This is a genomic window from Daejeonella sp. AP26 (genome assembly GCF_056680515.1).
This window is the reverse complement of the sequence record NZ_CM155286.1, coordinates 984,920-1,006,393: the sequence shown is the minus strand read 5'-3', so window position 1 is coordinate 1,006,393 and position 21,474 is coordinate 984,920. Positions and strand designations below refer to the sequence as shown.

The 21,474-nt window shown below is 42.5% G+C and carries 30 protein-coding genes; 22 read left to right on the top strand and 8 right to left on the bottom strand.

Annotated elements, in window-relative coordinates; all coding sequences use genetic code 11:
- Positions 1-43 precede the first annotated feature (43 nt).
- From AC1MCB_RS04350 to AC1MCB_RS04290, 13 genes are all read left to right on the top strand, one after another.
- Positions 44-493: a hypothetical protein gene (locus AC1MCB_RS04350; RefSeq protein WP_479967525.1), complete on the top strand. Its 450-nt coding sequence runs from the start codon at positions 44-46 to the stop codon at positions 491-493.
- 377 nt (positions 494-870) lie between these two features.
- Complete coding sequence (locus AC1MCB_RS04345) at positions 871-2,277, top strand: rhodanese-like domain-containing protein (RefSeq protein WP_479967524.1); 1,407 nt, start codon at positions 871-873, stop codon at positions 2,275-2,277.
- 139 nt (positions 2,278-2,416) lie between these two features.
- Positions 2,417-2,653: a hypothetical protein gene (locus AC1MCB_RS04340; RefSeq protein WP_479967523.1), complete on the top strand. Its 237-nt coding sequence runs from the start codon at positions 2,417-2,419 to the stop codon at positions 2,651-2,653.
- Positions 2,637-2,873, top strand: a complete 237-nt coding sequence (locus AC1MCB_RS04335) for a DUF6132 family protein (RefSeq protein ID WP_479967522.1) — start codon at positions 2,637-2,639, stop codon at positions 2,871-2,873. The genes AC1MCB_RS04340 and AC1MCB_RS04335 overlap by 17 nt, the downstream gene beginning before the upstream one ends.
- On the top strand, positions 2,863-3,159 hold the full coding sequence (gene trxA, locus AC1MCB_RS04330) for a thioredoxin (protein ID WP_479967521.1): 297 nt from the start codon (positions 2,863-2,865) through the stop codon (positions 3,157-3,159). The genes AC1MCB_RS04335 and trxA overlap by 11 nt, the downstream gene beginning before the upstream one ends.
- An 11-nt stretch (positions 3,160-3,170) precedes the next feature.
- Positions 3,171-3,482, top strand: a complete 312-nt coding sequence (locus AC1MCB_RS04325) for a rhodanese-like domain-containing protein (RefSeq protein ID WP_479967520.1) — start codon at positions 3,171-3,173, stop codon at positions 3,480-3,482.
- Positions 3,483-3,589: 107 nt separating this feature from the next.
- On the top strand, positions 3,590-4,438 hold the full coding sequence (locus tag AC1MCB_RS04320) for a universal stress protein (protein WP_479967519.1): 849 nt from the start codon (positions 3,590-3,592) through the stop codon (positions 4,436-4,438).
- The gene (locus AC1MCB_RS04315) at positions 4,435-4,992 is read left to right on the top strand and encodes a YeeE/YedE family protein (RefSeq protein ID WP_479967518.1); all 558 of its coding nucleotides are present in this window, start codon (positions 4,435-4,437) and stop codon (positions 4,990-4,992) included. Before AC1MCB_RS04320 ends, AC1MCB_RS04315 begins: the two co-directional genes overlap by 4 nt.
- A 4-nt stretch (positions 4,993-4,996) precedes the next feature.
- Complete coding sequence (locus AC1MCB_RS04310; RefSeq protein WP_479967517.1) at positions 4,997-5,410, top strand: DUF6691 family protein; 414 nt, start codon at positions 4,997-4,999, stop codon at positions 5,408-5,410.
- 130 nt (positions 5,411-5,540) lie between these two features.
- On the top strand, positions 5,541-6,173 hold the full coding sequence (locus AC1MCB_RS04305; RefSeq protein ID WP_479967516.1) for a Crp/Fnr family transcriptional regulator: 633 nt from the start codon (positions 5,541-5,543) through the stop codon (positions 6,171-6,173).
- Positions 6,174-6,210: 37 nt separating this feature from the next.
- Positions 6,211-6,927, top strand: coding sequence for an NAD(P)-dependent oxidoreductase (locus AC1MCB_RS04300; RefSeq protein WP_479967515.1), 717 nt, complete (start codon positions 6,211-6,213; stop codon positions 6,925-6,927).
- Positions 6,893-7,198 (top strand): NAD(P)-dependent oxidoreductase, encoded by a 306-nt coding sequence (locus tag AC1MCB_RS04295; protein ID WP_479967514.1) that lies wholly within the window; start codon positions 6,893-6,895, stop codon positions 7,196-7,198. The genes AC1MCB_RS04300 and AC1MCB_RS04295 overlap by 35 nt, the downstream gene beginning before the upstream one ends.
- Positions 7,199-7,386: 188 nt before the next feature.
- Positions 7,387-7,485, top strand: coding sequence for a helix-turn-helix domain-containing protein (locus tag AC1MCB_RS04290; RefSeq protein ID WP_479968785.1), 99 nt, complete (start codon positions 7,387-7,389; stop codon positions 7,483-7,485).
- 120 nt (positions 7,486-7,605) lie between these two features.
- Here AC1MCB_RS04290 and AC1MCB_RS04285 read toward each other — a convergent pair whose 3' ends face one another.
- Positions 7,606-7,968, bottom strand: coding sequence for a hypothetical protein (locus tag AC1MCB_RS04285; RefSeq protein WP_479967513.1), 363 nt, complete (start codon positions 7,966-7,968; stop codon positions 7,606-7,608).
- On the opposite strand from AC1MCB_RS04285, the gene AC1MCB_RS04280 reads away from it, so the two are divergent.
- The 9 genes from AC1MCB_RS04280 (at position 7,967) to AC1MCB_RS04240 (ending at position 13,189) form a co-directional block, all read left to right on the top strand.
- Positions 7,967-8,608 (top strand): aminotransferase class I/II-fold pyridoxal phosphate-dependent enzyme, encoded by a 642-nt coding sequence (locus AC1MCB_RS04280; protein WP_479967512.1) that lies wholly within the window; start codon positions 7,967-7,969, stop codon positions 8,606-8,608. The two genes, AC1MCB_RS04285 and AC1MCB_RS04280, sit on opposite strands and share 2 nt — an antisense overlap.
- Positions 8,609-8,611: 3 nt before the next feature.
- Positions 8,612-8,875 (top strand): TetR/AcrR family transcriptional regulator, encoded by a 264-nt coding sequence (locus AC1MCB_RS04275; protein ID WP_479967511.1) that lies wholly within the window; start codon positions 8,612-8,614, stop codon positions 8,873-8,875.
- Positions 8,876-9,421: 546 nt separating this feature from the next.
- On the top strand, positions 9,422-9,715 hold the full coding sequence (locus tag AC1MCB_RS04270) for a GNAT family N-acetyltransferase (protein ID WP_479967510.1): 294 nt from the start codon (positions 9,422-9,424) through the stop codon (positions 9,713-9,715).
- 60 nt (positions 9,716-9,775) lie between these two features.
- Complete coding sequence (locus AC1MCB_RS04265) at positions 9,776-9,979, top strand: hypothetical protein (protein ID WP_479967509.1); 204 nt, start codon at positions 9,776-9,778, stop codon at positions 9,977-9,979.
- Between the two features lie 42 nt (positions 9,980-10,021).
- Entirely contained in the window at positions 10,022-10,165 is a 144-nt protein-coding gene (locus AC1MCB_RS04260) for a hypothetical protein (RefSeq protein WP_479968784.1), read from the top strand.
- 18 nt (positions 10,166-10,183) lie between these two features.
- Complete coding sequence (locus AC1MCB_RS04255) at positions 10,184-10,393, top strand: hypothetical protein (protein WP_479967508.1); 210 nt, start codon at positions 10,184-10,186, stop codon at positions 10,391-10,393.
- A gap of 353 nt (positions 10,394-10,746) precedes the next feature.
- Positions 10,747-11,526 (top strand): SDR family NAD(P)-dependent oxidoreductase, encoded by a 780-nt coding sequence (locus tag AC1MCB_RS04250; protein WP_479967507.1) that lies wholly within the window; start codon positions 10,747-10,749, stop codon positions 11,524-11,526.
- A gap of 269 nt (positions 11,527-11,795) precedes the next feature.
- Complete coding sequence (locus AC1MCB_RS04245) at positions 11,796-12,545, top strand: SDR family NAD(P)-dependent oxidoreductase (RefSeq protein ID WP_479967506.1); 750 nt, start codon at positions 11,796-11,798, stop codon at positions 12,543-12,545.
- Positions 12,546-12,952: 407 nt separating this feature from the next.
- The gene (locus tag AC1MCB_RS04240; RefSeq protein WP_479967505.1) at positions 12,953-13,189 is read left to right on the top strand and encodes a hypothetical protein; all 237 of its coding nucleotides are present in this window, start codon (positions 12,953-12,955) and stop codon (positions 13,187-13,189) included.
- 53 nt (positions 13,190-13,242) lie between these two features.
- On the opposite strand, the gene AC1MCB_RS04235 is transcribed toward AC1MCB_RS04240, so the two are convergent.
- From AC1MCB_RS04235 to AC1MCB_RS04205, 7 genes are all read right to left on the bottom strand, one after another.
- Complete coding sequence (locus tag AC1MCB_RS04235; protein ID WP_479967504.1) at positions 13,243-14,025, bottom strand: SDR family oxidoreductase; 783 nt, start codon at positions 14,023-14,025, stop codon at positions 13,243-13,245.
- 34 nt (positions 14,026-14,059) lie between these two features.
- A complete protein-coding gene (locus tag AC1MCB_RS04230) occupies positions 14,060-15,985 on the bottom strand; it encodes a peptide-N-glycosidase F-related protein (protein ID WP_479967503.1) in 1,926 nt (641 codons plus the stop codon).
- 39 nt (positions 15,986-16,024) lie between these two features.
- Positions 16,025-16,858: an amidohydrolase family protein gene (locus AC1MCB_RS04225; protein ID WP_479967502.1), complete on the bottom strand. Its 834-nt coding sequence runs from the start codon at positions 16,856-16,858 to the stop codon at positions 16,025-16,027.
- Positions 16,859-16,868: 10 nt separating this feature from the next.
- A complete protein-coding gene (locus AC1MCB_RS04220; RefSeq protein ID WP_479967501.1) occupies positions 16,869-18,209 on the bottom strand; it encodes an alpha-L-fucosidase in 1,341 nt (446 codons plus the stop codon).
- A gap of 25 nt (positions 18,210-18,234) precedes the next feature.
- Positions 18,235-19,092, bottom strand: coding sequence for a fumarylacetoacetate hydrolase family protein (locus AC1MCB_RS04215; protein ID WP_479967500.1), 858 nt, complete (start codon positions 19,090-19,092; stop codon positions 18,235-18,237).
- Positions 19,093-19,158: 66 nt separating this feature from the next.
- Entirely contained in the window at positions 19,159-20,694 is a 1,536-nt protein-coding gene (locus AC1MCB_RS04210; protein WP_479967499.1) for an alpha-L-fucosidase, read from the bottom strand.
- 7 nt (positions 20,695-20,701) lie between these two features.
- Positions 20,702-21,466, bottom strand: coding sequence for an SDR family NAD(P)-dependent oxidoreductase (locus tag AC1MCB_RS04205; protein ID WP_479967498.1), 765 nt, complete (start codon positions 21,464-21,466; stop codon positions 20,702-20,704).
- Between the last annotated feature and the right edge of the window lie 8 nt (positions 21,467-21,474).

The following is a 21,474-nucleotide window of genomic DNA, read 5'->3' as shown; positions in this document are numbered from 1 at the left end:
AACATATATCAGCTATCTATGTTTTTTTTTGAGAAACACTCCAATGGCAACGCAAAATGACAGAGTTAAGAAGAATTCTCCCGATTCTTTAAATCAGGAAATCGAGCAGGAGCTTAGGGATAATATCAGATACTACTCCAGGCTTAATACAGCTGATATAAACGCCAGAATCAAAGAATTGGAGAAAGAATGGTATATGGATAGAATGCTCATCACCAATGCGAGCGCGCTCGCAGGAATTGGAGTAGTACTTTCGGCCACAGTTAATAAGAGGTGGCTGATCTTACCCGGAGTGGTTTTAACTTTTCTGCTGCAGCATGGTTTACAGGGATGGTGCCCGCCACTCCCACTTTTCAGGAAAATGGGAGTCCGGTCTTTCAAAGAGATTGACCGGGAGAGGTTTGCACTTAAGTATGCTAGAGGTGATTTCGACGGTCTGAATGACGGTCCATCTACAGATCCGGAAAAACTGTTCCAGGCAGTGTCGAAGTAAGATCTTAAACAGAAGGGTTAAATTCTTTTCTATAACGGCAGCGCTGCTCGTTACATAGGCAAATTAACTGGCCAACCCTAAACGCAATTTCCCCGTCCTAACGAAGGTGCATTGAGCCTATCGATCAACTCAGAAATCGTAAAAGTTGGTGCTTTTCTTAGAATGCTCCGGTATAACTATTAGCTCGATATCAGTGCACATTAAACAACTGCCGCGTTCGCTAATTCAATCGGAAACTCGTTATTACACATTGATTGTCAGGGCGCTTAAACCGGCTATTTGGCGTGGTAACAGCTTCGCCCGAATGCAACTAATGTTACCAACTTCCGACGAAGATCGTTGCATCTTTGTATATCAAATAACCAAAATTAAAGATTATGTTCTTTCAACACATTTACGACAAGAGCCTTGCACAGGCCAGTTATTTTATCGGCTGTCAGAAAGCCGGAGTAGCCGCAGTTATTGATGCAAAACGGGATGTGGATACATACCTTGAAATAGCGAAGGCTAACAATATGAAAATTACGCACGTGCTGGAAACCCATATACATGCTGATTTTCTTGCAGGCTCCAGAGAGCTGGCTCAACTAACCGGTGCCGATATGTATTTATCTGACGAAGGCGGTGAGGGCTGGGAATATGAATTCCCGCATATCGGTTTAAAAGACGGCGATAAGATTACCCTTGGAAACCTGAGCTTTGATGTAATGCATACCCCCGGACATACTCCGGAAAGCATCAGTTTCTTACTAACCGATAATCCGGCTATTAACAAACCGATCATGTTTTTTACAGGCGACTTTGTTTTTGTCGGAGACATAGGCCGGCCAGACCTGCTTGAGAAAGCAGCGGGCATGAAAGGCACACAAGATATTGGGGCTAAACAAATGTTTCAGTCTATCAACAAATTTGCTGCCCTACCGGATTATGTACAGGTTTGGCCTGGTCACGGTGCCGGATCGGCGTGCGGCAAGTCACTTGGATCTGTACCAAGTACTACTGTCGGTTATGAAAAGTTAAGAAATTGGGCATTTCAATTTGCCAATGACGAAGCGGGCTTCACAAAGTATCTTCTTGAAGATCAACCCGAGCCGCCGAAATACTTTGCAATGATGAAGAAGCTAAATAAAGTGGAGCGGCCTTTAATAACTGAAGTACCGCAGCTTAAAAAGCTTTCGGCAGATACTTTAAAAGAAAACCTTGCAAAAGGCATGAAACTCATTGACGCACGCGACAAGGCAGACTTTGCAGCAGGTTTCATCCCGGAGAGCATCAATATTCAGGGAAATAATTCATTCGCCACATGGGCGGGTTGGTTATTAAAATATGATGAGCCTTTTATGTTGCTGGCTGACGAATCACAGCTGGAAGATTTGACCCGTAAGCTGATGCGTATTGGTTTGGACAAAATTGAAGGTTACATTCCTGGCACTTCTACCTGGACAGAAAGCGGTGGCATTTTAAACCAGGCGAATGTCATTTCACTGGAAGAAACCAAGCGTCTGATCCAAAACAACGGAGTCCAGGTAGTTGACCTTCGAGGTGCTACGGAATATAAAGAGGGACATATTGCGAAAGCGGATAACGTTTTCGTCGGTACCCTGCCAGAAAACCTGGATAAGATCAGCAAAGACCAGCCAGTGATCATTCATTGCCAAAGTGGCGACCGTGCAACCATTGGTTATTCTGTACTTGCCCGTAACGGATTTAATAACGTGGCGAATTTCTCAGGAAGCATCAACGAATGGGTTGGTGCCGGGGAACCGGTTGTCAGCGAGGGCTAACAAGACAATAGTGGCTGCCGTTACAAAGCGGCAGCCAATCAATGGTCCCACTCATTGTAACCTATGTTACCGTTAAGCGGTGAAACAGCCGGTATATTTGCACTAACAGAGAGAAAACATAGTAAATAAAAGCAACAAAATGAAAGATACAATCCTCCAAAATTGGACAATCGTCAGATTCATCCGCCTCTTGATTGGCATCGGGATTATTGTGCAGGCAGTGGTTCTTCAAGACTTACTGCTGGGTGCTGCTGGTTTATTATTCGGTGGAATGGCGCTTTTCAATGCCGGTTGCTGTGGTACTGCCGCTTGTGCTGCTCCTGCCCGGAAGCCTGGGAAATCAATAAATGGAACCAGTTATGAAGAAGTGGTTTAACAAGAACGCGCATTTTCTGGCCGGCGCTATACTGGGCACAATCGCGGGTTTCTTTTACTGGCAGCAGGTAGGATGTAATTCGGGCACCTGCGCTATTACCTCCGATCCGATAAACAGCAGCATTTATGGTGCAGTGATGGGCGGCTTAGTAGCAGGAATGTTTAAGAAAGAAAAGAAAGCTGAAGTGATCACCGAAAAAAATATAGAGCATGACATTTAAAGAGATAATTAATTCTGACAAGCCAGTCCTTGTGGATTTCTTCGCAGAATGGTGCGGTCCATGTAAGGTTATGGCCCCTATCCTGAAAGATGTAAAACAGGAACTAGGAGAAGCCGCTACGGTTCTTAAGGTAGATGTGGATAAAAATCAGCAGGCAGCTTCTGATTACCAGGTTAGAGGCGTACCTACCCTCATCCTTTTTCAGAACGGCAAGCCATTATGGAGACAGAGTGGTGTAGTACAAAAGAGTAACCTACTTGCTGTAATTAAACAACACGCAAAATAAAATTTTAAATAATGAACATATTCAAACAGCTTTTTGGGGGTTCAGAACCTGTCAATCTGCAGGGAATTATTGACGACGGTGCATTCCTGGTGGATGTACGTTCACACGGCGAATTTGCTCAGGGCCATGTAAAGGGCTCGGTGAACATCCCACTCGATAATGTGCAAACCAGTTTAGCGCAATTCAAAGACAAGAAAAATATTGTGGTATTTTGCCGGAGTGGTAACAGAAGCGGTCAGGCCAAAGCAATTTTAGAGCAAAACGGTTTCAGCAATGTGGTCAACGGCGGTACCTGGGAAGATGTAAATCAACATGTAAAATAAGCGCCCAGCGCTTTAAAGCATTCGGAATATAGCTTGCAATGACATAGTGAGCTAAGGTTTTCCCTTCCAGACACATGCAGACTATAAATACTCAAGACAACAATAATATGGAAAGTTTAAAAATTCTCATTCCAACCGATTTCTCGGTACAAGCCGAATACGCCTACCTGATGGTAAAAAAGCTGGAAGAAAAAGTTGCTATTGAAGTTCATTTTCTCCACGTTATGGGTGTGCCTGATACGGTGTTTATGGACTCTTTAGGGCAGATTCAAACCTGCGGAGAAATTGATGTCAATTATGTTTTAACACAAAAAGAGATTGCGGAGAGAAAACTTTCAGAAATAAAAAGCCTGTATGGGGATCAGATTCATGCACACCTGGTATTAGGTAAGACTACTGATGCCATTTTGGATTTCTCAAATCAGAATCATTTTGACTTAATTGTCATGGGAACCAAGGGCGCATGGGGATTCTCGGAGACTGTATCGGGGTCGGAAACACAGATCGTTGCGCGCCGGTCAAAGACACCTGTGCTTTCATTAATGTGCGATCGGTCAGATTTAAGTATCAACAACATTTTATTTGTTCATGATTTCAGTAATCCGGTCAAAGAAGAGCTTACACTACTCCAAAAGTTGAGTAAAGCATTTGATATGAGAATCCATTTACTTCAGATAATCTCTGAGAAAGTGAAAGATAAAACTCCCGCTGTAGAGTCAAACATGAAAGCTTTCGCGAATCTAAATGACCTTAGCAATTATGAATGTCATTTAATAAACGATAAGGACGTTGAAAACGGGGTGATCCATTTTAATCAGATGCATGATATGGACCTGGTTTACATCGGTACACATGGTAAAGGCAGCTTGTTTCACCGCAGTGCAACCGAGAAATTGATCAATCATCTTTTTAAACCCATTATCTCATTCCATTTAAACAATAAAGTACAATCATGATAGATATAATTACACAAACATGGTCCTGGTGGTTTTCAGGTACCCTGATAGCGGGAATCATGTTTTTTCTTTTATTTTTTGGCCAGTCCTTTGGTTTTTCTTCCAATCTAAGAACCATTTGCGCCGCCAGCGGTCTTGGAAAAAAGGTTAAGTTTTTTGATTTTAACTGGAAATCCCAAATATGGAACCTGGTCTTCCTTGTGGGCGCTATTGCCGGCGGGTTCATCGCTAAAGAATTTTTGTCAAATGGCGGACCGGTACAGATTGCACAGTCGACTATTTCCGACCTTCAAGAGTTAGGTTTTGCCGCTCCGCAGTCCTTACAACCTGAGGAACTGTTCAGTCTGGAATCAGCCTTTTCACTGAAGGGTTTCCTGGTCCTCGCCTTCGGAGGCTTAATGGTGGGATTTGGTTCGCGGTATGCAGGTGGCTGTACCTCGGGACACGCGATCAGCGGTTTGTCTGATTTGCAGATACCATCACTGATAGCTGTCGTTGGTTTTTTCGCCGGTGGTTTAATAATGACATTTTTAATATTCCCGTTAATTTTTTAAGGATATGAAGTTTTTGAAATTTGGTTTACTCGGTATAGTCTTCGGAATTGTAATGGCAAAATCAGAAGCTATTTCGTGGTTTCGCATTCAGGAGATGTTTCGGTTTCAGTCATTCCACATGTATGGAATCATCGGAACGGCGGTAATATTGGGCGTTATCGGAGTTGCGCTGATTAAAAAGTATAAAATAAGAGACTATCATGGCAACCCTATTCAGTTCAGTCCGAAGGACAAATCACTTTGGCGTTACTTGTTAGGCGGATCAATCTTTGGCCTTGGATGGGCTCTAAGCGGTGCCTGCCCCGGACCGATGGTAGTGAATATAGGCTATGGCTTTTTATCAATGGCCATCGTGTTTTTCTTCGCGCTAGTCGGCACCTATTTATATGGCGTATTGAGAACTAAGCTTCCTCATTAAACATTAAAACGCTACTGGTATGACGGGTAGCCTCTGCTTAAGCTTATATCATTTCGCGCCTACATACAATAATGATAACTTTGATTAACAAGAATGGTATCCCCCATTCTTGTTTTTTGATTTGCCGCCTATGAGTACTTCAACTGCTTTCGATTCTACATTTGAACCCGCCCTGATTAAAGAAATGGCGGAATATGGGGAAGTGAAACACTATAAAGAGGGTGATATTATCATTGATTATGATAAATACATCCGCATGATGCCCATTATTGTGAAAGGCACTATTAAAGTGCTGCGAAAGGATGAAAGAGGAAAAGAGATACTTTTGTATTATCTGGAAAGCAGCGAAAGCTGCTCGATGGCCTATAGCTGCTGCGTGGAGGCTAAAAAAAGTGAAGTAAAGGCGATTGCAGAAGATGATGTTGAATTAATCGCTATTCCGCATACTAAGCTGGACGAATGGCTGTGTAAATATCCAAGCTGGAAAAACTACATCATGCGTAGTTTCAATGAACGATTTTTAGAATTACTCAAGTCGATTGAGAGTATCGCCTTTCATAAATTAGATGAGCGGCTGATCTCCTACCTTAGAGAAAAACAACGATTATCGGGTTCGCGCCTTATCAAGGTTTCGCATTACGTTATAGCTGATGAACTGGCTACTTCCAGGGTAGTGATCTCTCGTCTTTTGAAGCAATTGGAAAATGACGGTAAGATCCTGCTTTACCGAAATGAAATAAAACTACTGGAAGTTTTTAATTAATCCGTGGCAATCAGCCCCTGGGTTCAATAATTGAATGATGAAAATTGTAGTGTTCAGTACCTACAAGTTTGAGAGAAGCTATCTCGAAACGGCCTTTAACAGCAGGTATGATGTCAAATACATTGTCCCCGGGCTATCTCCAGACACCGCAGCACTTGCCGAAGGAACTGAGGCGGTATCAATTTTCGTGAACGATGATGCATCAGCAGAGGTGCTGCTGATCCTGAGTAAAATGGGGATCAAATATCTGGCGCTTCGCTCAGCGGGTTACAATAACGTAGACCTTGCCGAAGCGAGAAAGCTGAACATAAAGGTCGCACATGTTCCAGAATACTCTCCTTTTGCGGTGGCCGAGCATACCGTTGCTTTGATGCTCGCCTTAAACAGAAGACTCATTCGGGCTCACAACAGAATAATGGACCAGAATTTCACACTCGACGGTTTAGTCGGATTTGACATGCACGGAAAAACTGTGGGTATTATTGGAGGAGGTAAGATCGGTCAGATCGTGGCGAAAATACTTTATGGCTTTGGCTGCAATATTTTGGTTAATGATAGAACTGAGAATGATGTCCTAAAAAACAAATACGACGTCACATACACACATTTTACATCCTTGTGTCAACAATCCGATATCATCACCCTTCACACGCCTCTAACACCGGAGACCAAATACCTGATCAATGAAGCTGCTATTTCCCAAATGAAAAAAAGGCGTAATGCTGATCAATACCAGCCGGGGTGGTCTGGTTAACACAATGGAGGTAATAGATGTGCTTAAATCCGGGCAAGTTGGGCATGTCGGCCTCGATGTGTATGAGGAGGAAAGCAATCTCTTCTTTGAAGATCATTCTGAGGATATTTTAAACGATGATGTCATTGCAAGGCTGATGACCTTCAAAAATGTTTTAATAACAAGCCATCAGGGTTTTCTTACAGATATCGCATTGAAAAATATTGCTCGAACAACGGCTGATAACCTGGATTGCTTTGATAAAAACCTCCCTTGTAAAAACGAACTATAAAGAATGTTAACTAGAGAGGTGCGTTGAAAGAACGTTTAAAACTAAGAATGACGGCGTTTACAGAACAAAATAATCCAATATCGCTAGGATAAATCGGGCTGTTAAAAAAGTAACTGGTCACAACTCAACATATATTAAATTGAGTGGGCAAAGAGGCGAAAGCTTTGTTAAAGCATGCAGATTGAAGCATACCTCAAATAGCATACAGTTTTGGATATGAGTATCCCAATTATTTTAATAATTTCTTCAAAAAGCAAACAGGTTTGACTCCACGGTCAGTTAGGTAGTAATTCCCTATGGTTTGTCAAAAACAGGTATAAAACAAACTTCTTATGCGCTCTCTAGGTGTTTCGAAGTTGGGATGGCGATTGGATATTCTTCCCGTTACCTTTTTTTAAAATGTCATTTCAAGCTATTAAACGCAATAAAACTTCCAAATCTTCAATAAAATGTTTGGAAATCTGTATCTTCTGGAGTACTGAACGGGAAAGACGCAAATTATCGCGTTCTTTCCCGTCTTTATTTCCACGTAACTTCTTGTTAATCTGATAGATAAGCTGGGCCGCTTCGTTGAGTCTCGGGGTTCGATATTCATTCCCGTCAAACTGCAATTTTTCACGAAATATCGAACCCAATACCTGCCTTTTTGTTAAGGCATCCCCATGTTCATACAATGACTTCAGGTTAGAAAGTGCCTCTATTGCCTTTATAAGCATATTGTCGATACTCATCGCGTTCGATTTTTGCACCTTCACCTCAGTAAGTGACATGGCCCCGTTGGACAAAATAGTTGAATTATGCCGACACTACGATGCCTACCTATGTGTTGACGATGTGCATGGCGTAGATGTGATCGGGCAAACAGGCCGGGGAGCGATGGAGAAATACGGAACTATGCAAGAAGTCGACCTAATTACAGGCACCTTCAGTAAAACCTTTGCCAATGTTGGCGGATATGGGATCGCTGGGCCGAACCTGATTAATTTCCTGAAGTATCAGAGCCGCCAGCATTTATTTTCAGCTACCTCTACTCCTGCCGCTATCGGAATTCTTCGGGCTATCGACCTTGTAGATGAAGAGCCGCAATGGAAGGAGAAACTATGGGAGAATATCAATTATTTCAAATCCAGCTTGATTAACCTTGGTCTGGACGTCGGTACTACTGAATCCGCTATTATCCCCGTAAAAATTGGGGACGCAGCTTTAACAGGCGAAGCAGGCAGGCTGCTGCTTGAAGCAGGCATCTACACGAACCCAATCATTTATCCGGCCGTTTCTAAAAAGAATGCGAGAATAAGGATGAGTCTCATGGCTACACATACCAGAGAACAGCTCGATAAGGCACTCAATGCCTTTGAATACTTAGATCAAAAACTTCACATCTCGAAAAGCATCGGTTCTAATCTATAAATTATGGAAAATCAAACAGGTGAAATCAGGAAACCCAGAAGAACAAAGGACAGAGAACTGGCAAAGCTTGAGCTTATTTCCGCTGTTGGTGAAAGTATTCGAACTAAGGGATATACTGGATTAGGAGTTAATCAGATAGCAAAACAAGCAGGACTATATAAAAAGTTGATTTACAATTACTTTGGAGATATAGATAACTTGATCGAGCAGTATGTCCTTGAAAAAGATTTTTGGCTGATAGCATCCGAAGACTTATTACGTGACTAGGTCCGGTGTTTGTTTGCATATCCAATTTTGAGGCATTAAAAGCAATGCTGGTATCAGCCTTAAAATTTAAAGAAACGGCATAGGAAGGATCATTTCACTTATTTGAAATAGGCGAAGGTGGTAACGGTGCTTCTGTTATTGTAGAACAGAACTCAGAACTGCCCGAAGCTCGGCAAGGCTTTGGTAGGGTACACCATGCGGCATTCCGGGTGGAACATACCGCAGAACTACAGAGATGGGTTGCCTGGTTGAACCAGATAAGGCTTCCTAATTCCGGTTTTGTCGATCGTTTCTTTTTTCAGTCGTTATACGCTAGAGTGGCACCACAAATATTATTTGAATTGGCTACAGACGGCCCTGGCTTTATGGGCGACGAACCATATGAAACCTTGGGTGAAAGGTTGTCATTGCCACCATTTCTCGAACCGCAACGTGCAGAAATAGAAAATTCCGTTCGGCCCATTGATACAATAAGAAGTACAAAAGAATTCATCAAAGAATAGTATTTTAGTGTGAGACATGACATTATTCACCTAGAAAAGAGTTATGGAAGATGTACAACTAAAAGTAGACGATAAAGGCTTTGGCCATTTTTTTACAATGGAAAGCGGTGAACAGCTAGGTGAAATGGAAGTAAGTATATCCGGTTCCAATCTAACCGTTTATCATACCAAAGTTTCGGAAAAAGCGGAAGGCAAAGGATACGCAAAAATACTGCTCAAAGAAATGGTAGGATATGCAAGAAAAAATAGCTTAAAAGTCATTCCACTTTGTCCTTATGTTCATGCCAAATTCAAACGCCATCCGGTGGAATATGCTGATGTATGGAATAAAGATTAGACACCACAGGCAGGTATAATTCATCTTTTAAAAAAAGTTTACATCATTCATTATTAAAATATGCATCAGAAAAACATAAAAGCAGCGGGAGAAACAATAACACCAACAAGCAAAGTGCTAATTCTGCTACATGGCAGAGGTGGAAGTGCAGAAGATATTTTATCGTTTTCCGCGCATCTGAATGTAAAGAATTGTTCATTGCTTGCACCTCCGGCAACCAACAACACCTGGTATCCCTATTCGTTTCTTGCACCGCCAACATAAAATGAACCTTGGCTATCTTCAGCCTTAAATCTTGTAAAGGAGATCGTTAAGGACCTTCTGAATGAAGGCGTTCCTACTGAAAACGTCTATTTCGCAGGTTTTTCTCAAGGTGCCTGTTTAACGCTGGAATTTGTGGCCCGTAATGCTGAAAAATACGGGGTGTGGCAGCCTTTACAGGAGGCTTAATTGGCGATAAGACTTATAGTGAAGACTATAAAGGCAATCTTAAAATACGCCCATATTTATTGGTTCAAGCGCTCCCACCCGCATATTCCTATTGAAAGAATATATGCTACCACGAATGTACTAAAGACTTTGAATGCGTCGGCTACTGAAAAGATTTATACCAACATGGGACATACTATTAACCAGGATGAAATAGAATGGGTAAATAAGCTAATATTTACTATTTAAATACCATATATGTTCCAATAACAAAAGTATATAGTGATAACAATGGCGATACTAGGTTTGGAGATATCTCGATTTTATTGAAAGATTCCGGTGAGATGGCGGGATAGAAATTGAAACCGCTTAGACGAAAAAAGACAATTTCAGACAGGAGAAGCTTTGTTGTTAGAGATACCGATAGGACAAGAAACCTCGAACTGAGAAAGATAAAATCAGTTTTTATCACAGTTCCTTAGTCAAAAATAGTCTCTCATAAACTCACAAGCTACTGAACAAAGAGTATCCTTGATAAAAGTTGAAAACATTATTTAATCTTTATTTACTGTAAATTAATTTTAAACTTAAATACTATAGTTATGAAAAACTTAAATGGTCAGGTAGTATTTGTTACAGGTGCAGGCGGTGGTATTGGAAAAGCGATTGCTATTGAGTTTGCCCAAAAGGGAGCCACGATAGCCATCGCTGATATTAAAGAAGAGTTTTTGGGAAGTACAATAAAAGCCATCGAGGAGCATGGCGTAAAAGCACTTGCCTTAGTCGCGGACGTTGCGGATCTCCAATCCATAAGAGATGCATTAAAAAAGATAGTTGACACATTTGGTAGGTTAGATGTGGCTTGCAATAATGCAGGTGTAGTTGGTATTGGCAGTATCGAAGAAATTGAACCCAAGGAATGGGATCGGGTGATGAGTGTAAATAGTAAGGGCATATTTGTTTGCACAAAGGCTGAATTGGAAATTATGAAGCCACAGGGTTCCGGAGCAATCATTAATACGGCATCTATTGCAGGTAAAATAGGTATGGCTCACCTTTCCCATTACGTGGCTTCCAAATTTGCAGTAATCGGATTTTCCAACAGTATTGCCAAGGAAGTAGCAGGTACCGGTATAACGGTCAATTGCATCTGCCCCGGAATTGTGGGTACTGGTATGTGGCGTGGTGAAGGTGGTATTGCTGACCGTTGGAAGTTGGAAGGCGAAACTGAAGAGCAGTCCTGGGAACGTAATAAAATAAATCTTATACCCCAAGGTATAGACCAAACCCCCGAAGACATTGCCGAGGCAGTAGTATTCATTTCGCAAGCCAAACACATAACAGGTCAGTCTATTGCCGTAGATGGCGGCATGACCATGTAGTTATACTTACTTTCATTCTACCTTGTATGCTTACTTTCTGAATGGAGGAAGTGCTAATCTATTTAAGTAAAGTAAATGCTACGGTCAATATATGGTTGTCTAAGTTATTATAACGTGACAAACTAAATATCATCAATACATAAATAACCTCACCGTAAATTAAATAGGAATAAAACAAAGGTTGATGAGGGGAGTTGAACACGTTTATCGACATGGGTAAATGGTGGGTTTAAGCTTAAAATAATTTAATAATTTTAAAAAAGAACAACATGAAAAGATTAAACAACAAAGTAGCCATTATCACTGGCGCAGCTTCAGGAATTGGTAAAACAACCTCATTACTTTTCGCTAAAGAAGGGGCAAAAGTTACAGTAAGCGACGTTGACGAAGAAAACGGCAATAAAGTAGTAGAAGAAATTAAAAACCATGGAGGAGAAGCCATTTTCGTAAAAGCAAATGTTGCGAGTGAAGAAGATGTAAAAAATCTAGTTGACGAAACCGTTAAAAAATTTGGAAAGCTGGATGTGTTCTTTGCTAATGCAGGAATTAATATTGAAGCAGATGTTGATGTTCTGGAATTTGAAAAATGGCAAAAAGTAATTGACGTAAACTTAACCAGTACTTTCCTCTGCAACAAGTATGCTGTACAGCAATTTAAAAAACAGGGAACCGGTGGCGCTATTGTCAATAATGGATCTATCCACAGTGTTGTGGCCAGAAAAGGACTTACTGCTTACTCCGCATCAAAGGGAGGGGTGAAAATGTTAACCCAAATGGTTGGAACAACCCATGCAAAAGAAGGAATACGATGCAATATGGTTTGTCCGGGATACATTAATACGCCCTTAATTTTAACGGTATCCGCTGACATAAAAGATCAATTAGTAGGTCTTCATCCTGCCGGTCGTTTAGGCGAAGCAATAGAAGTGGCTAATGCTGTACTTTTTCTGGCGAGTGATGAGGCTTCTTTTATTACAGGAACAAGCCTGATGGTAGATGGCGGTTATACTGCTGTTTAAAAATATACCTACAATGCCTTAGCCCGAAGCCTGCATAGCAGATGCATCGGGATTGTTTGACGAAAAGGGAATTCTTATTAAAAAATTTACAAAAGAATTCCTGAAGGTTTATGGATGCTTATGAAAAATGGGTTGACTTCGGATCTGCCGCTTTACCTCCCGATCATTTTTATCGCCATGCCTAAAAAGACTCATTTGTCAGATGAAGTTTTGGCTATTACAGATAACAATACTTCAGCGTTGCTTAATACTTATTAAACATATCGCATCATGAATTCAAAATTAATTATTTATCAGCCCTGTGTCTCTCAATTGTTCTTTTATCAGGCTTAAATCTTTTAGCTCCAAAAAAAGACAGTTTAATTGGGGCTGATTATACAGACCAATCTCTATATAAAAACCGTGAAGTGCTGCCCGATATTTACGGAAAGCCAGATGCCTGCCTGGAGAAAACTTTGGTAAAGGTTAAAGGCAATTTGTACCGGCACACTAACGGCACAATACCTGCATTACATAGCGGACTCGTGCTCATCACAAAAGAAGGAGCTATTGTAATTGATCCCGCACTCACGCAGGCAGCTATTTGGTTAAACGATGAAATAAGAAAGCGATTTAATGTGCCGGTAAAGGGCGCTCACATTTAAGCTTTTCACTGCCAACAAGTTGCAATTAATTGAGCTAATTAGGCAATTGTGTTTCAACTCAGCGCCCTGTCCAGGTGTACATACCCTCCATCGACATGTATTAACTGACCTGTTGTGTGACTTGATTTTGGTGACAACAGAAACGCAACCATATTCCCTATCTCTTCAGTCGTTGTCATTCGTTTCTGCAAAGGGATTTTAGATGTTATCTCCGCTAACTTCTTTTCAGGATCAGCCAGCGTGCTGAGCCATGACTCGTATAAAGGAGTATAGCTCTCGGCTACTATGACGGCATTCACCCTGATCTCGTATTTCAAGAGCTCAACCGCCCATTCACGGGTTAAGGCATTGCGACCACCGTTGGCTGCTGCGTAGGCTGAAGTTGCACCTTGCCCGGTTTCAGCAGTCTTAGAGCCAATGTTCAAAATCGGTCCTTTCGTTTTAATGAGCTCGGGCAACGCATAATGAGCAATTAAATAATAATGAACCAGGTTCTTATGAAGGGAACCCATGAACGCATCATAGCTACCATGTTCCAGATCAACGCCGTCGTTTACACCGGCATTGTTTACCAGTCCATCTATACGGCCAAAGGTATCAATGATCGTTTTAACAGATCTTTCACATTCAGAAGGTTCGGTTAACTCTGCCGCCACCTGGAAGGCTTTCCCTCCTGCTGATTCTATTTCAGACACTGTCTGCCGGTTATCGGCTTCATTACGGCCAATAATCACAGCTATTGAGCCTTCAGCACTCAGAACTTTGGCGATCCCGGCACCAATACCCTTGGCCCCACCCGTTATGATGATTACTTTATCCTTAATTTTCAGATCCATGTCTTTGTGTCTTCGTTACCTTTGTTGTGCTGAACTATTCCCTGAACCGGATACGTTTGTTGAATTTCTGTTCTCCGTTTACAAAAACTTTCATGTAGAACCGACCCTTAGAATAATGCTCCAGGTTAAAAGTAAATATTCCCTGTTTCAATTTATTATACCGGTGTTCTTCAAGCACCGCACCACCGGGATCTGCTACCAGTTGAACCAGTACCTCAGCTTCTTTATTAGCAAAGTAATCCAGAGTCGTTTTGTCTTTCGTACGCGTCGGGTATAATCCGATGGAAACCTGGCGCCCATCAATTGCGTCGGGTTTAGTACCTACCGTGAAATTATATTCCCACCCTGATCCGCTATCTGATTCAAAGGCTTTGATCATCTGACCATTGCCGTTTTCAAGCCTGGCTAAGCCACGACCTCCCCTGGCATTAAACCAAAGCTCAAGTCCATCACCGGCGGTGTCAGCCAAAGCCAGGGTATATGCTCCTTTTTCAAGAACAAGCGTATCACGGTAAGTAGTACCCGGCTTTAAACTTCCCAGGCTTCTTTCCTTAATTACGCGGCCAACTGCATTTATCAGAGTATATGAATTATGTTCCGGCTGATTGTTGGTTTGAAGATGGAAAACCAAAGTATCAGCAAGTATTGGGGCTGACTCATACACTGTCGTCAGAAGGTTATCCTTTTTATATGAGTCCGGTTCACCGTTGGTTTTTAAGATTTCAGCCTTAAAAGTATTAGAACCTGATTTTGAATTGATAACTCCCGGAAGAGTGACGACTGTAGATTTACCGGGCGCGATCCTTCCCTGCCAATTATGGCGTTTCATCTCAAATCCAACCGTTCCGTAACTGATGTTCAAAGAGCGGATCTCGTTACTGCCGAGATTCCGTACCCTTATCTGAGGGTTTGAAGAAGCCGGATTTTGACGGCTGTGTATCGGCTTTAAAGATGGAGACAAGACGTCTTCTAATGCGGCGTCATTCTGGGCTTTTATGGGTTTGTATTGAATCAGATAAGCGCTGATCACTTCGTCAGCACTAGGTTTTGGTGAGACATATTTTTGCATTCGGGCATCAATAATATGGCTCGCTCCTGCCGTTACGTTCAAATCATAGATGTCAGGCTCCATCAAATTACCAGGGCACCAGTTGGCACGGTCTATCACCCAGGTTCCGGCCTGTGGATAAAGGGGATTATCGCCACATTCCTTCCAGATAGACCGGGAATCAATGAGCTTCCCGTCGTACCGGATTTCCCTAACCTTACTGCAGAACTCACCGCAGCCGTCAGGCTCATCCATCCCATGACCTGTTTGTACCATACGCAAGCGGGCAAAAGAAGCATTGCCTGCCGCCACAAAAGAAACAGGTTTCAGTACCTCTTCCAGCGGCTTGGCACTATCGCCGTAGCGATAGCTGCTGTCGTATATTTTGCTAATCGATACCGCTTCATACGCCGGCGTCCCTTTTATGATATCGAATGCCACGGTAATAGCCCAACCACGATCAGTATTGGGTTCATAGCCGTTATGGCGGTACTCAATCTCGACACTATCGCGCAGCAATAAGGCAAAATCTGTCACATCAAGCTCCCACTCGAAGTTCCAGTCCTTTGCAAAAGCACCTCCATATGGTGTCAGCATCCGGCCTATCTCGTAATCCTGAACTGTACCTTTCACTCCTCCGGTACGGCCAATACTGATCCGGTCCATGTAATCCCAGTCGGCACAGCGCATGCTGTCAGGGCAACCGAATTTCACCCGCATCATGATCTTCCTGATTGGAACATTCGATTTAGGGAAGACACTCCATTTCTTATAGATATTAAATCCCTTAGACGGATCTGTAACCACCGTTTCGCGGTTATACGAGACTACTTTCAGAGTATCGGTAGATTTCGCTGATGAGCTGGAGAGATTTATCAGGAGAAATGCGATCAGCGTCAGAAGTATTTTCATTTTAAAATTCGGTAAGTACTGTAAACAATTAATAGATTATTAAACCTCCAGATTATAAAACTTCTCAGCATTCTGACCCCACAACTTCTCCTTTTCTACACTGTTTAAATGAGTTGTGTTATATTCCAGAATTGAACAGACTTCCTGATAGGTTGCTCCTGATAAGCATACGGGCCAGTCGCTCCCAAACATGACTCTGTCTATTCCAAAAGCTTCAATTACTGCATTAATGAACGGTTTGAAATCTACTGATTTCCAGTGATGCAAATCAGCTTCTGTTACCATTCCGGATAACTTACAATGCACGTTTTCAAAGGCAGCGGCTTTTCTAACGTGGTACTCCCATTCCTTCACTTCACCTTTCCGGATGTTTGGCTTGGCGAGATGATCAATCACAAACTTTTGATCCGGGAACTGGCTAATGAATTTTGGCAAATAGGGTAAGGTTCCTGGAAGAATCAGTATATCATAGGTAAATTCAAATTTCTTAAGCTTTGAAACACCGCTGCAAAAATCTGTGCGAAGAATAAAATCTGGCTCTTTTTCAGCCTGTATGATGTGTCTGAATCCTTTTAATGCTTTAAACGTCGAGAAATACTCCAAGCGCTCCTCAATATTGCGTGCGCACAGATCAACCCAGCCAACCACGCCCTTTATCAGCACATGCTTCTTAGCAAGGTCTGTTAAGAAGTGTGTCTCATTCTCAGACTGATCCGCCTGTATCGCTACACATCCCGAAATATCGTTCTCCCGAAGCAGCGGCTCCAAATCCTCTGGTAGAAAATCCCGACGCAGAGCACTCATGGTATCATCGATCCAGCTGTCACGGATCGGATCAAATTTCCAAAAATGCTGATGGGAGTCAATTCTCATGGGCAGGATTTTATTTGCGGCGTACCGCCAGACTTAAAACAGTGTCAAAGTTGTCGCGATCAACCTTAGTCATATCAATTACCAATTGGCCTTTGCTGTATTTATATTTAACCGGTTCACCGGTTGATAGAGAGATCAGCTTTCGGGGTTTGTCCAGAAGACCATCCAGAACAATTGTCTTTGCAGCATCATCATAAATATGAATAAAAATCTGATCACCTTTCTCGGTAATCGTTCCCCATGGTTTTGCTTGCAGGGAACTCTTGCGGGTACCGTAAACAGAATTGCCGAACCTGGCCATCCATTGCCCAACGCTATCCAGGCGGCTGCTAAACTCCGGCTGAATGGTTCCATCAGGCATCGGCCCGATGTTAAGCAGCAGATTAGCGTTTAATCCCGCGGCGTTTACAAGAAGCCGGATGATTTGCTTTGTGGATTTATATTTGTCGTCGGTAATATTGAAGCCCCAGCTGCCATTGATGGTTTCACAGGTCTCAAGCGGCAAATTCTCTGAAGCTTTTTGAAAACTCAATCCAGATTTATTCTCACCGGGAAGATCGCGCTCAAACATCTGAAAATCTTCTCCCGGCAAGGGTGTTAAATGATGATTATTTCCAATGAGCGCTTCCCGTTGAAGCTTATGGATAAGGCTATAGATCTCATCATAGTGCCAATCCACCCTTGAGCTTCTATCCTGAGCACCCTCAGGTTCAGTCTGATCCCAGTGGCCGTCAAACCAGATGCCTCCTATTTCTCCGTAATTGGTAAGCAGTTCCGTAAGCTGCGCTTTCATAAAAGCAATATATTGATTCCAGTCTCCCTGAGTGGTACGTCCGGTTCCCTGTCCTGTCCGGCCAGTTTGGTACTGATAATCATTGCGCGACCAGTCTAATGTAGAATAGTATAAAAACAACTTGATATCCTGCTTTTTACATTCTTCTGCCAGCGCTTTGAGAACATCTCTACCGTATGGTGTATTTGTAATCTTCCAGTCTGATTGTTTCGTGTCCCAGTTGCTAAAGCTGTCGTGGTGCCTGCTGACAAATGTGATATACTTCATACCGGCTGCCTTAGCTGTTCCAACCCATTTTACTGCATCAAATTCCTGAGGATTGAAAATGTTCTGCAACTTATAATACTGGTCTACCTTGATGTTGCGGTTATTCATAACCCACTCTCCATCACCCAAAACACTGGATGCACCCCAGTGAATGAACATACCGAACTTTGCGTTTCTGAACCATTCCCTTGCCGCTAGATTCTCTTTTGATGGCTGGTATGCCTGCTGCGCTTGTATTGTTGAAAGCGGCAGGGAGAAAAAGAGGACAAGTATTACGAGTGATTTTCTCATAAGAATTTTATAGGACTGAATTAAATTAAACTTTCGAAAATGCAACCACAGTCTGCCTGGACGTGCCCAACCCATCAATTCCTAATTCAACTATATCTCCCGGTTGCAGATACACCGGGGGCTTCATGCCAAGGCCGACGCCTGCTGGCGTTCCTGTAGAAATAACATCTCCGGGAAGCAGCGTCATAAACTGGCTCACATAGGATACCACGAAAGCTATATTGAAAATAAAGTTCGCCGTGGTTCCGTTCTGCATGGTATTACCATTCACCTTTAGCCATAACTTTAAATCCCCCGGATCAGCAACTTCATCTTTGGAAACCATCCAGGGGCCAAGTGGCGCAAATGTATCACAACCCTTCCCTTTATCCCAGGTGCCGTTACGTTCCAGTTGAAATTCCCTTTCGCTTACATCATTATGCAGACAATAACCGGCTACATAATCCATAGCTTCCGCTTCATCCACATAGCTAGCCTCCTTACCAATTACAACAGCAAGTTCTACTTCCCAGTCTGTTTTTACCGAATTTCTCGGGATCATAATATCGTCATTTGGCCCGCATAACGAAGTCGTTGATTTCATAAAAATTACCGGTTCAGGAGGGATCGGCGCATTCGTTTCTTTCGCATGATCAGCGTAATTCAAACCAATGCAGACAATTTTTGATGGTCGCGCTACCGGGCTTCCTAATCTTGTACCGGCAGGTATTATTGGTAGTTTATCCTGACGTTTTCCTAGTTCATCTTGTAACTCCTTAAGTGCGCTTCCTGAAAAGAAAGCTTCATCGTAGTCAGCTACCATAGCTGAAAGATCATAATTTATACCTTCAATATGTACTCCCGGTTTTTCCTTTCCGGCTTCACCGAATCTGATCAATTTCATAATTTCTTAATATTTACTTAATTAGTTATGTGTTCACGAGTATTTAAAAGATTTAAGTACACCCTATTATAAGATGCCCTGATGGTATAAACCAAACTCTGCAATAGTTGGATTTAAACGTGATGATGAAATAGTTAGCCTAACCTTATCCGTTGTCACAGGATCAAAACGAAGCAGCCGTTTATAGCCAACAGTAGTTCCTTCAACTGCTTTTTTCCACTCACCATTTTCTTCATACTCCAGGATGAACTTTTCAATACGTTGCCCAACGCGAATGTTTTCTTGTAAAAGCAGAACATCAAATGTCTTTTCGCCCTTCAAAATATAATCGATAACTGTGCTGGTATCTGTTCCGCGAGTGATAAAATGTGTAGCGTCATTGCCATCAAGCATTTTTTGGGTTCCCCTACCATTAATTGATTTAATGTCGGCACCCGTTGCCAGGTTGTTCTCGAAAATATCATCCCGCATTCTTTTCCATGTCATCAGGCTTTTAACATCATTTTCATGAAGCAAACCGCGAGTATCTGGAGGCAGGTTTAACAACAAGACGCCATTACGACCAACTGAACTAAAATAAATATCAAGCAAGTTTTCAGGTGTGCGAACTTTTGTATCTTCTGTGGGATGATAGAACCAACCCGGACGTATCGAAACGTCGGTTTCCGCGGGATACCATATTAATCCTTTTGCGTCCATAATTTTATCACGGCTACCCAAATCAGCACCACGCATATCGCCTAAAGGAGCAAAAGTAATGTCTCGTTGTGACCCGGCTGCAATCTTGTCCTGCAGTTGTGCGCTTGCAGGAACCACACTCCACTCAGTTTCACGGCCATAACCAGTTTCCGTCCCTACCCATCGGACGTCGGGCCCCATGATTGCAATAGTTGCTGAAGGCTGCAATTTCCGGATATGTGCATACCACCTGTCAAAATCGTAGACCTGCTTTTTTCCGTTAGCTCCTTCACCATTTGCACCATCGAACCAAACTTCATCAATCCGACCGTAATTGGTTAACAACTCGGTAAGCTGTTTAATAAAGAAGTCGTTGTATGCTTCAGTCCCATATAGGGGCGAATTCATATCCCATGGAGAGAGATACACACCAAAGCCAATACCGTATTTTCGGCAGGCATCTGCAACCGCTTTTACCAAATCACCTTCACCATTTTTCCACGGCGTGTTCTCTACCGAATGTTCGGTAGTCTTAGTAGGCCACAAACAAAACCCGTCATGATGCTTTGCCGTTAATATCACCTGTTTAATGCCTGCTTCTTTACTGGTTTTTACCCACTGTTCTGCATCTAAACTGGTGGGGTTAAACAGTGTGATATCTTCCTTGCCATCACCCCATTCTTTATTGGTAAACGTATTGATCCCAAAATGGAAAAAGGCCGTTAATTCTAATTGCTGCCAGCGTAATTGTCTCTTAGAAGGGGTTACGTTTGCTGCTTTTCGGATAATCTCAGCCGGGGTATCTGCGGAACTGATAATCACATGGTTGCTTACAGACTTTTTTTGCTGAGCCTGCGAAGGCGACGCAGCAAAAACACCTATTGCGATTATTGTTGCTAGCAAGCTGCGAACATGCAAATTCATCTCCATTCTAATTATTCAATTTAATAAAGCCACCATCAAGCGGATAATCACAACCTGTGACAAATCCGGCCTCATCCGAACAGAGATACAATGCTAAAGCAGCAACTTCTTCCGGTTTACCCATACGACCGATCGGTTGGCTGGCAGAAAGCTTTTTAAAGATCTCCTCTTCCCTGCCACTGTAGTTTTTCGCTATAAAACCATCCACAAATGGCGTATGAACCCGTGCGGGGGAGATACTATTGCACCTGATCTGATTTTCCAGAAAATCACGGGCAACCGATAAAGTCATCGCGTGAATAGCGCCTTTGCTCATCGAGTAAGCGAAACGATCCGTTATACCAACAGATGCTGCAATAGATGCCATATTTAAAATAGCCCCTCCACCCCTGACTTTCATCTGGGGGATTGCCGCATATAAACAGTTGTAAGCACCCTTAACATTGACATTAAAAACATTTACAAAATCAGCTTCCGGGGTATTATCAGCACGTCCGATATGTGCAATTCCAGCATTGTTTACCAGTATATCAATGGGGCCTATTTTGCCAAATATTTTTAAGACTTGATCCTGCGAGGCAACATCACATGCATGCGAAAAAGCCTTGCTGCCGGACTCTGCCATTTCCAGAAGCGCTTGCTCAGCGCTTTCTTCGCTCAGGTCAATAATGTGAACGGTGGCACCTTGCCTGGCAAACAACACGCTAATCGCTCGACCAATACCACTCCCACCACCGGTAACTACTGCCGTCTTATCCTTTAATGAAAACATCCGAACAA